Origin of the sequence: Pseudomonas sp. RV120224-01b, from assembly GCF_003208145.1 — a bacterium.
GTDB lineage: Bacteria > Pseudomonadota > Gammaproteobacteria > Pseudomonadales > Pseudomonadaceae > Aquipseudomonas > Aquipseudomonas monteilii.
The window spans coordinates 515270-527952 of record NZ_QKMQ01000002.1; the positions used below are offsets into that span (position 1 = coordinate 515270).

Annotated in this window: 9 protein-coding genes; 4 read left to right on the top strand and 5 right to left on the bottom strand. The window is 64.2% G+C overall.

Features of this window, described 5'->3' with window-relative positions; all coding sequences use genetic code 11:
- Positions 1-69 precede the first annotated feature (69 nt).
- The 4 genes from N436_RS05615 to N436_RS05630 all read right to left on the bottom strand — a co-directional run bounded on the left by N436_RS05615 (position 70) and on the right by N436_RS05630 (position 5196).
- The gene (locus N436_RS05615; protein ID WP_110740581.1) at positions 70-1089 is read right to left on the bottom strand and encodes a transporter; all 1020 of its coding nucleotides are present in this window, start codon (positions 1087-1089) and stop codon (positions 70-72) included.
- 138 nt (positions 1090-1227) lie between these two features.
- Entirely contained in the window at positions 1228-3648 is a 2421-nt protein-coding gene (locus N436_RS05620; RefSeq protein ID WP_110740582.1) for a TonB-dependent siderophore receptor, read from the bottom strand.
- Positions 3649-3751: 103 nt separating this feature from the next.
- Complete coding sequence (locus N436_RS05625; RefSeq protein ID WP_105945605.1) at positions 3752-4696, bottom strand: FecR domain-containing protein; 945 nt, start codon at positions 4694-4696, stop codon at positions 3752-3754.
- On the bottom strand, positions 4693-5196 hold the full coding sequence (locus N436_RS05630) for a sigma-70 family RNA polymerase sigma factor (RefSeq protein WP_105945604.1): 504 nt from the start codon (positions 5194-5196) through the stop codon (positions 4693-4695). The genes N436_RS05625 and N436_RS05630 overlap by 4 nt, the downstream gene beginning before the upstream one ends.
- Positions 5197-5466: 270 nt before the next feature.
- Between N436_RS05630 and N436_RS05635 the strand changes: the two genes are divergently transcribed.
- The 4 genes from N436_RS05635 (at position 5467) to N436_RS05650 (ending at position 10234) form a co-directional block, all read left to right on the top strand.
- Positions 5467-5856, top strand: coding sequence for a nuclear transport factor 2 family protein (locus N436_RS05635; protein ID WP_105945603.1), 390 nt, complete (start codon positions 5467-5469; stop codon positions 5854-5856).
- A 93-nt stretch (positions 5857-5949) separates the two neighbouring features.
- Positions 5950-7449 carry a cytosine permease gene (locus N436_RS05640; RefSeq protein ID WP_105945602.1) on the top strand — a complete coding sequence of 500 codons (1500 nt, stop codon included), beginning with the start codon at positions 5950-5952 and terminating at the stop codon, positions 7447-7449.
- Between the two features lie 13 nt (positions 7450-7462).
- The gene (locus tag N436_RS05645; protein WP_110740583.1) at positions 7463-8893 is read left to right on the top strand and encodes an aldehyde dehydrogenase family protein; all 1431 of its coding nucleotides are present in this window, start codon (positions 7463-7465) and stop codon (positions 8891-8893) included.
- 123 nt (positions 8894-9016) lie between these two features.
- Positions 9017-10234, top strand: coding sequence for a DUF3422 domain-containing protein (locus N436_RS05650; RefSeq protein ID WP_110740584.1), 1218 nt, complete (start codon positions 9017-9019; stop codon positions 10232-10234).
- 28 nt (positions 10235-10262) lie between these two features.
- On the opposite strand, the gene N436_RS05655 is transcribed toward N436_RS05650, so the two are convergent.
- A complete protein-coding gene (locus N436_RS05655; RefSeq protein ID WP_105945599.1) occupies positions 10263-12665 on the bottom strand; it encodes a DUF3772 domain-containing protein in 2403 nt (800 codons plus the stop codon).
- Between the last annotated feature and the right edge of the window lie 18 nt (positions 12666-12683).

The window sequence follows — 12683 nt, forward strand, 5'->3', positions numbered from 1 at the left end:
AGCGGGTTGGGAGTATCAGCGTAGGCAAGGATGCAAGGGGCTGGAGGCCGTCGGTCGGGTTCCGTCGGGTCAGTACTCCCGCCGTTTGCGAAACGCCCAGCGCCCCACCAGCACGGTAAAGGTCGCCACCAGGGCCACGAGCACCCAGAAGCCATGGGGGTTTTCTGCCAGCGGTACACCGCCGACGTTCATGCCGAAGAAGCCGGCGATGATGTTGATTGGCAGCGCCAGCACGGTGACCACGGTCAGGGTGAACAGGGTGCGGTTGGTCTGCTCGTTGAGCTTGGCGGCGATTTCTTCCTGCAACAGCTTGATCCGCTCGCCCAGGGCGGTGAGGTCACTGATCACCAGGGTGAACTCTTCCGTGGCCGCGCGCAGCTGGCGAATATCCTGTTCCTGCAACCACTCGGGCGGGCGGTTGAGCAGGCGCAGCAGCGCCCCCGGCTCCAGCGCCAGCAGGCGCTGCAGGCGCACCAGCACCCGGCGCATGCTGCCCAGCTCGGCGCGGTTGTCGCTCAGGCGCTGGGACAGCAACTGGTCTTCGATGCGGTCGACGCTGGTGGTGGTTTCGCGCACGATCTGGGTCAGTACATCACCCTGGTCGCGCAGCAGGTGCACCAGCAGCTCGATGGACGAATGGAAACGCTCGCCCTGCTTGACCGACGAGCGCAGCTTGTCCACCGAATGCAAGGGCTGCAAGCGCGCACTCACCAGCAGTTGGCTGCTGGCGCAGGCCCACAAGGTGGAAATGTCTGACGACACCAGGCCGAAGTTGAACACCACATCGTTCACCACGGCCAGCAGTGCCGAGTCGGCGTGTTCGATGCGGGTCGAGCGGGAGCCTTCGCGCAGGGTTTCAAAGAACGCATCGGGCAACTGCAAATGGGTGCGCAACCAGCGCTCACAGGCGGCGTGGGCCAGGTTCAGGTGTACCCACAGAAACTCGCCGGGCTCCAGTGGCTGACCGAGTGTGCGCAACAACTGCGCCGAATCGATTTCACGCCCGGGCTGGCCGGGGCGGAAGAGGAAGGCGTAGAGCAGGCCGAACAGGTCGTGGTCCTGTGGCAGGTGCAGCGCGGGATGGCCCATTCGAACTCGCCATGAGGCACGGGGAGATGGCAGAAATGTTGCTGAATTAACGTTGCAGTCGGATGACAGCAACCCTCAGTGGCACAGCCAATACAACCCCTGTGGGAGCGGGCAAGCCCGCTCCCACAGGCTCGGCGTTTACCAGCGATAGGTCGCCGTGCCCAGCACCGTGCGGCCATTGCCGTAGATGCATCGGGTCGCGTCATAACAACCCGCCACATACTCCTTGTCGGCCAGGTTGCTGGCATTGACAGCAAACCGCCATGGCCCGGTTTCGTAATGCACGGCCGCATCCAGCAAGGTATAGGCTGGCACGTTCAGCGAGTTGTCCGGTGCTCCCGGGTTGCGCCCCGTGTAGCGCACCCCGGCGCCAAAACCCAGGCCCTTGAGCAGGCCGTCGTGCAAGGTGTAGTCAGCCCAAACCGACGCCAGGTTGCGCGGTGTCGGGATGCTGATGGGCGTCTTGCCATCGGTCTCGTCATTGGCCTTGGTCACCTTCACGTCCTGATAGGTGTAGGAGGCGATCAGGTTGAGTTCGTTGCTCAGGCTGGCCACCCCTTCCAGCTCGATGCCACGCGAACGCACCTGGCCGGTCTGCACCTTGTCGTTGGGGTTGCCTGGCGCAGTGGTCAGTACGTTGTCCTGGGTAATCTCGAATACGGCGGCGGTTACCGAACTGTTCGAGCCCGGCGGCTGGTACTTGATGCCCGCTTCATATTGCTTGGCTTCGGTGGGCTCGAATGGCTGGTTGTTGGCATCGGTGCCAGGGTTGGGCGTAAAGCCTTCGCTGTAGCTCAGGTAGGGCGCCAGGCCGTTATCGGCCAGGTACACCAGGCCAACCCGGCCACTGAACGCCTCATCGCGGGTATGTATTTCGGGGTCGGAACCGGCATCGGTCCAGTTGCGGGTTTCGGACGTCGCCCAGTCATAGCGGCCACCCAGGGTCAGTACCCAATGGTCGTCGAAATGCAGCTGGTCTTGCAGGTAGAGCCCGGTTTGCCGGCTAGTCTGGTGGCTGTAGCTCCAGGTGTCCGGGGTGAACTGGCTGGGGTCGACCGGGCCATAGTCCGTGCCGCCATACAGGTCGACAGGGGTCGTCAGGACGTAGGCCTGCGGGTCCGACGTTTGCTGGCGTTGCCAATCCAGGCCAATGAGCAAGGTGTGGCGGATGTCGCCCGTGCTGAAGTCGGCCTGGGCCTGGTTATCCACAGCCCAGCGGCTGTACTTGGGGTTCTCGATGCCGGCGTAGCGCAGCAACGTACGATCGTCACCGCCTTCCATGCCGTAGTAGCCGGTGGTACCGACGCCGAAGACCATATTGTCGTTCAGGTCCAGGTGCGAATAGCGCAGGTTCTGGCGCAGCTGCCAGACGTCGTTCAGGCGCGTTTCGAATTCATAGCCGAGGCTGAACTGGGTCTTCTCGTACTTGGAGAAGTGCTTGTCGCCAGTGAAGGTATCGCGGCCGATCTTGCCGTAGGGCGAGTGGGACAAAGTACCAACTGCCGGCAGGAAGTTGTCCTGGGCGTTGGAATCATCGGCCAGGTAGTTGCCCATTACCGTCAGCCGGGTGTCTTCGGAAGGCTGCCAGGTCAGGGCGGCCGAAATCGCCTGGCGTTTGTCTTCCCAAGGCGTGTCGCGGATGTTGGCCTCATGGCCGATGGCTGTGAAGCGGTAGCTCCATCTACCCTCGTCATCCAGTGCGCCAGTGCTGTCGAAGCCCAGCTGGCGGCGCGCATCGGTGCCGTATTGAGCCTGGATCTCATGACTGCTGACTGTGCTCGGACGCTTGGACACCTGGTTGATCACCCCGCCCGGATCGCCCTGCCCGTACAGCACACCTGCCGGGCCGCGCAGCACTTCGACACGTTCAAGCATGTAGGGGTCGACCATCCAGCTGGCCAGGTTGATAGTGGTCGGTAATTGCAGGCCGTCGAGATAAGTGGTGGGCGAGAAGCCCCGTACCACCGTGTACCAGTCGGAGCGGTTATTGGCACCGTAGGAGGATACGCCTGGTGTATAGCGCAGGGCCTCGTTGACCGACTGCACGCCTTGGGCCTCCATGCGTTCACGGGTTACCACCGAGATCGATTGAGGGGTCTCGTGAATCGGTGTGTCGGTCTTGGTGGCGGTAACGCTGCGCTTGGCCACGTAACTGCCCACCGGCCCCAGCGGGTTCTCTTCCCCTGCGGCGGAAATGGTCTGCGCCTGCAAGGTGACAGCACCTTCGGTCGTCGCGTGTACCAGGCGCCAGCTGCCATCGCTGCTGGCCTCTGCGGCCAGGTCGGTATTGCCGAGCAAGGTGGCGAAGCCCACATCGACCGGGTAATCACCCGACAGGCCGCGACTGCTCAGGCCACGCGTGAGAGCCGGGTCGAAACTCAACAGCACGCCGGCCTGGCGGGCGTAGGCGTTCAGCGCACCTTCCAGGCTACCGGCCGGGACTTCGAAGTGATGGCTGGGCGCGGCCTGCGCCAGGCTGCCCAGGGGCAGGCTGACGCTAAGGCCCAGCAGGGCGATACGCAGGGCGCGGGCAAGCGGGGTGTGCGGGGACGACGCCATGGGGGTTCCTTGTTGTCATGAGCGGAATTGCAAGGAGGCCGAGCCACGGCGAAAAAACTGCAAAAGAAATTGAAATATTTTCTGTGAGCGTTGCGTGAGCTTGTCAGGCCGGTTCCAGGGTCACCCACCACCGGGTTAGGTACCGTGCCCGCACTGGCAGGCTGCGGCCCAATGCCGCCAGCACCCGGTCCGGCTCATCCAGCGGGAATACGCCAGAAATCTGCAAGTCGGCAACAGCAGGGTCGCAGCGCAACACTCCGCTGCGATAACGCCCAAGCTCGACACACAGACGTGCCAAAGGCCATTGCCGAACCACCAGGTACCCATCGCGCCAGGCCAGCGCATCGCGGTCCAGCGGCTGGGTTGCAAATACCCCTTGTCGGTCGAACCGTACCTGCTCCCCGGCGTGGATGACGGCTGCCGGTTGCTGCAAGGTGCCCGGCCATACAGCAACAGCCCCCTCCTCCACGGCCAGAAACGCGTTGTCGTCATTCAGCCGTACCGAGAAGCCAGTCCCCAATGCCTGCAAGGTTCCCAAGGGGGTCTCGACCCAGAATGGCCGCTGCGCCCCCTGCTTGCCGGTCTGGATCATTACCTCGCCAGCCAACAGTTTTACCCGCCGTTGCTGGCTGTTGAAGGCCAGGTCCAGCGCGGTGTCACTGTTCATCTGCAACCAGCCGCCGTCAGGCAATTGCAGCCGCCTGCGCTCCCCCATGGCCGTGCGCTGTCCTGCCAGCCAGGGGGAGCCGCGCAACCCCAGGCTTGCACTACCGACCACGGCGGAGCCACCCAACAGCAATACCAGCCCCTTGAGCACCGTGCGCCGGTCGCGGTAACGCAGGGCCTGGCTTGCCTGTGGCGGCGGCATTGCGCCCAGGCGCCCGTCGAACACCGCCAGGCGTTGCCAGGCCTGCTCATGGGTTGGGTGCAACCCACGCCAGCGCTGGCAAGCTTCCAGCTCTTCCACCTGGGCCAGCCCCGAGGCGAGGCGCACGCGCCAGTCGATGGCCTGCGCCACCACCTGCTCAGTCGGTTCGGCCGCGCTCACGAATACAGCACCCGGTAGCAGTGACCGAACGCCTGGGTCATGTACTGCTGCACGGAGCTAAGCGAGATCCCAAGCTGTTCGGCAATTTGTGGATAAGTCAGCCCGTCGAGCTGCGACAGCAGGAAGGCGCTGCGCACCTTGGGTTTCAGCCCGTCAAGCATGCGGTCGATTTCCACCAGGGTTTCCAACACCAGCACCCGTGCTTCGGCGGACGGGGCTTCGGGGTCGGGCAGTGCCGCCAGGCTGTCGAGCCAGGCGCGCTCCAGGCTCAGCCGGCGGTAGTGATCCACTACCAGCCCCTTGGCAACGGTGGCCAGAAACGCGCGAGGTTCGCGCAAGCCGTTTAGGGTGTCACGCCCCAGCAGGCGCAGGAAGGTGTCCTGAGCAAGGTCGGCAGCCTGGTGATGGCACTCCAGGCGCTTGAACAGCCAACCGCGCAACCACGAGTGATGACCACGGTAAAGCTCGCCGACTTGAGCGTTATGGGGCAGCGACGACACGGGAGTACCTCGGGGCTGGGTTACGCGAGGGTGTTAATGGGAAGCAGTATTATTTACATGGGAGTGCATTTCAATACTCGTCCGCCAGGGGAGCAGACAAATGGCATCAGCTGCCTCTGCGCTACTTGGTCGGCTACTTGGCCGGTTACTTGGCCGCTACCATCACTTCACGAATTCCTGAACTGATTATTTGCCGCCAGCGATTTTTCCCCTCGCCAACCGCCACCAGAATCGCTTCACCATAATCACAAAAACCGTGAGGCCACTCCCGTGGACCAGACTCTCCAGGTACGGCAGGCGGCCGCCGACCTCGTCGCCGCGTTTGCCAGCAACGATACCGCCCGCTATTTCGCCTGCTTCAGCGAAGACGCCACCTTCCTCTTCCACACCTTGCCGCATCCGCTGCTGTCGCGCCGTGCCTACGAAGACCTCTGGGCCCAGTGGCAGGCAGAGGGTTTTGCCGTGCTCGCCTGCGAGTCGGGCAATGCCCAGGTGAGCCTGCAAGGTGATGTGGCGATCTTCATGCACGATGTGGCCACCCATATCCGCATCGCCGGTGAAGAACACCAGTTGAGCGAGCGCGAAACCATCGTGTTCCGCCGCCACGGCGAACAGTGGCTGGCCTGCCACGAGCACCTGTCGGTCGTATCGCCGGCCTGATCATCTTTTTACGCGGCCCTGCCGCCCTGCCATCGCACCCACAAGAAGGCCCGCGCACTGCGCAGGCTACAACAACCGCGCTGGAGCATCACCATGAGCCACTCGACCGGTATCGAGACCAACGGCGTCGAACAGATCCCCGACGATCAACGCGACGCTTCCCCGCTGGACCTGTTCCGCCTGATCTTCGGCGGTGCCAATACCTTTGCTACCGCCGTGCTGGGCAGCTTCCCGGTGCTGTTCGGGCTGTCGTTCCAGGCGGGTGTGTGGGCGATTCTGCTCGGCGTTGCCGTCGGCGCGCTGATCCTTGCACCAATGGGCCTGTTCGGGGCGCTGAACGGCACCAACAACGCAGTGTCTTCAGGCGCACACTTTGGCGTGCATGGGCGTATCGTCGGCTCGTTCCTGTCGCTGCTGACAGCGGTGGCGTTCTTCTCGCTGTCGGTGTGGAGCTCGGGCGATGCTTTGATCGGCGGGGCCAAGCGCCTGGCCGGCCTGCCGGAAACCGACCTTACCCTTGGCCTGGCCTACGGCCTGTTCGCGGTGCTGGTGCTGGTGGTGTGCATCTTCGGCTTCCGCTTCATGCTGTGGGTCAACAAGATTGCCGTGTGGGCTTCGAGCCTGCTGTTCCTGCTGGGTATCGTCGCCTTTGCAGGGCCGTTCGATGCCGGTTACGCCGGCAGCGTCAACCTGGGCCAGGCGGGCTTCTGGGCAGCCTTCGTCGGTGCAGCGATCCTGGCCATGAGCAACCCGGTGTCGTTCGGCGCCTTCCTGGGTGACTGGTCACGCTACATCCCGCGTGAAACGCCCAAGGCGCGCATCATGCTGGCCGTGATTGCCGCCCAGGGCGCCACGCTGATTCCGTTCCTTTTCGGCCTGTGCACGGCCACCCTGGTTGCAACCCAGGCACCGGACTACATCGCCGCCAACAACTATGTAGGTGGCCTGCTGGCCGTGGCACCGACCTGGTTCTTCCTGCCGGTGTGCCTGATTGCGGTGATCGGCGGCATGTCCACCGGCACCACGGCGCTGTATGGCACCGGTCTGGACATGTCCAGCGTGTTCCCGCGCTTGCTCAGCCGCGCCGGCGCCACGTTGCTGATCGGTGTACTGGCGATCGGCTTCATTTTCGTCGGCCGTTTCACCTTCAACCTGGTGCAAAGCGTGTCGACCTTTGCGGTGCTCATCATCACCTGCACCAGCCCGTGGATGGTGATCATGATCCTCGGCCTGATTACCCGCCGCGGCTTCTACCACGCCGATGACCTGCAGGTGTTCACCCGCGGCCAGCGTGGTGGCCACTACTGGTTCCTGCACGGCTGGAACTGGCGCGGCATGGGGGCGTGGATCCCCAGCGCGGCGGTCGGCCTGTGCTTCGTCAACCTGCCGGGGCAGTTCGTCGGCCCGCTGGGCGACCTGGCCGGCGGCATCGACCTGAGCCTGCCGGTCACCCTGGGGCTGGCTGGCGTGCTGTACCTGCTCTTGCTCAACCTGTTCCCTGAACCTGCTGGCGTGTATGGCCCTCAAGGCCCGCGTTGGGTGCGTTGCAAAAGCACCACGCACACGCCCGTGACCACTGCCGAAATGGCCTGACTGGAAACCGACCATGACCACTTCCCACTATATCGCCGGCCGCTGGGTCGAAGGCCAGGGCAGCGACTGCATCAGCGTCAACGACCCTGCGCTGGGGCAACCGTTCGCTGAATTCATGGCTGCCAGCGTTGCCCAGGTCGACCAGGCCGTGGCCGCCGCCCGTAGCGCCCTGCCCGCCTGGAAAAGCACCAGCGCCAGCGAGCGTGCAGCCTTCCTGCGCGGCTTTGCCGAACAGCTCGGGCAGCGCCGCGAAGCGTTGATCACGCTGCAGATTCGTAACAACGGCAAGCCGCGCCACGAGGCGGAAATCGACCTGGATGACGCCATCGCCACCTTCACCTACTACGCCGAACTGGCAGAACAGCTGCCCTCGAAAAACCGCGATGTGCCGCTGGCCGTACCCGGCTTCACTGCCCGCACCCGCCTGGAGCCTGTGGGCGTGGTTGGCCTGATCGTGCCGTGGAACTTCCCGCTGGTGACCAGCGCCTGGAAGCTCGCCCCGGCCTTGGCCGCTGGCTGCACCGTTGTGCTCAAGCCGTCGGAAGTCACCCCACTGATCGAGCAGGCCTACGGCCAGATCGCCGATGCCCTGGGCCTGCCGGCTGGCGTGCTGAACATCGTCAATGGCAAGGCCGAGACTGGCGCTGCGTTGAGCAACCACAACGGCCTGGACAAGCTGTCGTTCACTGGCAGCAACAGCGTCGGTAGCCAGGTGATGCGCAGCGCTTCGGCGCAGTGCCGGCCGGTAACGCTGGAGCTGGGCGGCAAGTCGGCCATCGTGGTGTTCGATGATTGCGATGTGGACCAGGCCGTGGAATGGATCGTCGCCGGCATCACCTGGAACGCCGGGCAAATGTGCTCGGCCACTTCGCGCCTGCTGGTGCAGGACGGTATTGCCGATGCGCTGCTGCCGCGCCTGCAGGCGGCACTGGAAAACTTGCGGGTGGGTAACCCGCTGACCGAAGAAGTCGACATGGGCCCGCTGACCAGCCAGGCACAATGGCTGAAAGTGGCGAGCTACTTTGCCACCGCACGCGAGGAAGGTTTGCAGTGCCTGGCCGGTGGCAAGGCGCTGGACCGGGACGGCTGGTTCGTCAGCCCGACGCTGTATGCCGATGTGCCAAAAGACAGTCGCCTGTGGAGCGAGGAGATCTTTGGGCCGGTGCTGTGTGCACGGCGGTTTGCCAGCGAGGAACAGGCGATTGCCGAGGCCAACGACAGCCGCTTCGGGCTGGTAGCCACCGTCTGCTCCGCTGACCTGGAACGTGCCGAGCGCGTGGCCGATGCGCTGGAAGTCGGCCATGTGTGGATCAACTCGGTGCAGGCCGTGTTCGTCGAAACCTCGTGGGGCGGCACCAAAGGCAGCGGGATCGGCCGTGAACTGGGGCCTTGGGGGTTGTCGGCCTACCAGTCGGTCAAGCATGTGACGCGGTGCCTCGGCTGATACTGCAGGGGCCGCGCTGCGGCCCTTTTCGCGATACAAACCCTCCCCGCGTGACTTTCCCCTCCCCCCGCAAAGTCCCACTTCCTGGTACCCCCACAATCACAACACCAGGCCGGACCACCCATGCACCCTCAACGTACCGCCTTGCACAACGAACTGCACGCCCGCCCGTCGCTGTATTTCGACGGCCCGGCGCATGTCTTCCACCTGGCCCTGCTCGGCGGTGATGCTGCCTGTGCAGCCCTGCTGCAACGCTGCTGCCCGGATGCCCTGGACGCAACGGCAGCCCAAGGCATCACCCGCCTGGACGGCCACCCGTTCAAGTGGGAACGGCACACCGAGTTCTTCACCCTGACACTGGTAGTGCCCTGCACGGCTGCCGATACCGAGTGGCAAGCCCTGCCACCCGTGCTGGCCGAGGCCATCGCCCCGCAGGCGGCACAGGTGATCAACGCCGTGCAGGTGCTGGTACGCGACGAGCAAGGCCTGGACCTGCACCAATACGGTTTCAAAGACCCCTGCGGCTCGTGCGTCGGTGGTGGCGATGCGGTGGTGTGGAGTGACTTCCGCCTGACCGAGGACGGCACCAACCGCTTCCTGTTCATCAACCGCCGCCTCAATGCCTACCGCCAGGGCCGCATGATCCGCCGCCTGCTGGAGATCGAGACGTACCGGATGATGGCCTCGCTCACCCTGACCACGGCCAAGGCCCTGAGCCAGGAACTGGATGCCTTCGACAAAACCCTGGTCACCCTTTCCGAGCGCAGTGCCGGGGGTGAAGGGCATGATTCCAAAGGACTGCTGGAAGCCATTGCCCACCTGTCACGCCAGGTTGTAAGCCGCACGGTAAAAACCCGCCACCGCTTCGGCGCCACCCAAGCCTATGCACAACTGGTGTTCGAACGCCTGGGCGAACTGCGGGAAAGCCATGTGGGTGACTGTCAGCGCCTGGGGGTGTTCATCGAGCGTCGGTTCAAGCCGACCGTGCGCTACTGCGCGGCCACCGAGCAGCGGCTGGAACAATTGGCGAAGAACGTGGCGAACCTGGGCGACTTGCTGCAGGCGCGGGTGCAAGTGGAGATGGAAGAACAGAACGCCGGCATTCTGCACAGCCTCAATGCCCGGGCTGATGCCCAGGTAAAGATCCAGCGGGCGGTGGAGGGGCTGTCGATCATCGCCATCACCTACTACCTGCTGAATCTGTTCAAGCTGCTGTATGGCGGGCTGAATGTGCTGGGGTTGGGGCTGACGGCGCGGGATGGGTTATTGGCCATGGCGCCGCCAGTGTTGTTGGTGTTGCTGGTGATTTTGCTGCGGATCAGGCAAGCCAAGCAGCATTGAGGTCGGGGGCGCTTGGCGCCCCCGCTCTTTACACCGACTCGTCAGCGGGGCGAGCGCCCTCTTGCACCAGCACCATGCTCTGTGGCGATGACAGCGGAATGCCTTCGTCGCGCAACCGCCCGAGAATGGTGAACAGCAGGTCACTGCGGGTACCCGATACCTGTCGCGGCCCGGCTACATAACCACTCACGCCAATCACCATTCCGCTGCTGGTCAAGTCCTTGAACGACACCGACGTAGCCGGTGCATCCAGAATCGCCTCATGCTCGTGGTATGCCGCCAGCAGCAGCTCGCGCACACGGTTGGCATCGGTTTCCAGTGGCAACGTCAGGGTAATACCGACCACCCCCAATGCATTGCCCATGGTCACGTTGCGCACGTTCTGCGAAATGAACTGCGAGTTGGGCACGATCACCGTCGAACGGTCCGACATCTGGATCTCGGTGGCGCGCACGTTGATGCGGCGGATATCACCCTCGACACCTGCCAGGCTCACCCAGTCGCCCACCTTTACCGGGCGCTCGGTCAGCAGGATCAGGCCGGAGATGAAGTTCTGCACGATTTGCTGCAAACCGAAACCGATACCGACCGACAGGGCACTGACCACCCAGGTCAGGCTGGTGAGGTTGATGCGCAAGGTCGACATCACCAGCATGGCCAGGAACAGGAAGCCCAGGTAACCCACCAGGGTCACCAGCGAGGCGCGCATGCCGGCGTCCATGTCGGTTTCCGGCAGCAGGCGATCACTCAGCCAGCGCTTGACCACGCGAATGGCGAACAGGCCACCGAAGAAAATCGCCAGGGCCAGCAGAATGTCCTGCGGCACGATGTTCAGGTTGCCGAGCAGCTTGCCGCCGGTGCCGTCCCAGTCGCCCAGGCTCAGCAACAGTTCGCTGGGGCTGGTGCCCGATGGCATCAATACCAGCAACAGCGCCAGGAACAGCACGATGGTGCGGCCGATGCCGGCCAGGATGGTGCTGGCCTGTGCCTGATGGCGCGGCGCCAGGCCCAGGGTAGAAGCCAGTGCCAGGCCACCGGGCTGACGTGGCGACAACAGGGTTTCGCACAGGTCGCCAAAGAACGTGGTCAGCAAGTAGGCACAGGTGACGACCAGGCTGACCCACAGCAACTTGGCGGTGAGGAAGTAGGCAAGCGTCAGGTAACCGGCGAGCAGCGCCAGCAGAATCAACGACAACCAGATGACCATCACGAACGGGATCAGCCCGGCCAGGCCCGTGGGGCGCTCCAGGTCATGCTTGCGCAGGGTGCGGCGGTAACGCAGCAACGCGCCGGCAAAGATGAACGCCACCACCAGCGCGGTCAGCCCGTTGACGGCCACCGTCAGCGCCAGGCTGGCGCCGATCACACTGTTCATGCGCTCCATGGTCATCATGACCATCAGTGCCAATGCCAGCACCTTGGGGAACCAGCCCAGCGCGCTGGCCACTTCGTCGTGGATCGGCGGCAGCCGCCAGGACGGACGCTGCAGCATCAGCATGGCGCGGCCCAGGCCGGTGATGAAGGCACTGAACACCACCAGGGCGAGAATGTGGTTGGTCAGGCTGGCGATATCGCTGCCCAGCTCGGCGCTGCTCTCCAGCCCCCAGCGCAGCAGCGAAACAGAACCGGCGATGGTGCCCAGGGTTGCCAGGCTGACGCCCAGGGCCAAGGCACTGCGGCGAAGACGGCCCTCAGGCAACCAGCCCACCATGGCGCTGGCCAGCAACCGCTCAAGCACGCGCCGCACCAGAGTCCAGACCAGAATCGCCGCCACCAGGCTGGTAATGAACAGCCAGCGGTTTTCGGCGCTGAAGGCACTGCTGATGGCATCGGCTGCCTCGCCGCGCAGGTCACGCAGGCGCGCCACGTCGTCCTGGGTGGGGCGGATGATGCTCTGCCAGAACGCCGGGCTCAGTGGCGAGGCCGCACGGCTGGTGATCTGCGAGTTGAACTGACTGCGGCGCAGGTTGACGATTTGCGTGGACAGGTCGCGTGCTGACTGGGTCAGCTTGGTGGCCTGATCCTGCTGGGCCACCAGCGCCTTTTTTTCGGCCTCCAGGGCTTTGCGCTGCTGGGTCAGGGTGGCGGCCTCGTCCGGCTGGACCGGGCCAATCACCTTCAGCTTGTCGTCGAGCTTTTCCACATCGGTGGTGCGCTGCGCACTCAAGGCGTCCGCCTGGCGCTGCACCTGCATCGCGGCCAGGCGCAATTGCGACAGCAGGTCGTCGTTGGCCTCACTGGTGACGCCCTGGCGGACCTGATCCAACCGGTCGCTCAGTTGCTCGATGCTGGCGTTTTCATCCAGCGCTGGCGCTTCGGCTGCCGCCAGGTTGGACAATGGCGTGGCCGGGGCCGACCACGCCGGGCTGGCAAGCGCCAACAGCAGGACCATAAGGCCTGCGCAATAACGGGCAAGGCTGACACGCCTCATCGACTATTCCTCTTTACA

Excerpts from the sequence above, each read along its gene's own strand:
- N436_RS05620 (WP_110740582.1), bottom strand. The coding sequence starts at position 3,648 with ATGGCGTCGTCCCCGCACACCCCGCTTGCCCGCGCCCTGCGTATCGCC.
- N436_RS05645 (WP_110740583.1), top strand. The coding sequence starts at position 7,463 with ATGACCACTTCCCACTATATCGCCGGCCGCTGGGTCGAAGGCCAGGGC.
- N436_RS05615 (WP_110740581.1), bottom strand. The coding sequence starts at position 1,089 with ATGGGCCATCCCGCGCTGCACCTGCCACAGGACCACGACCTGTTCGGC.
- N436_RS05650 (WP_110740584.1), top strand. The coding sequence starts at position 9,017 with ATGCACCCTCAACGTACCGCCTTGCACAACGAACTGCACGCCCGCCCG.
- N436_RS05655 (WP_105945599.1), bottom strand. The coding sequence starts at position 12,665 with ATGAGGCGTGTCAGCCTTGCCCGTTATTGCGCAGGCCTTATGGTCCTG.
- N436_RS05640 (WP_105945602.1), top strand. The coding sequence starts at position 5,950 with ATGAGCCACTCGACCGGTATCGAGACCAACGGCGTCGAACAGATCCCC.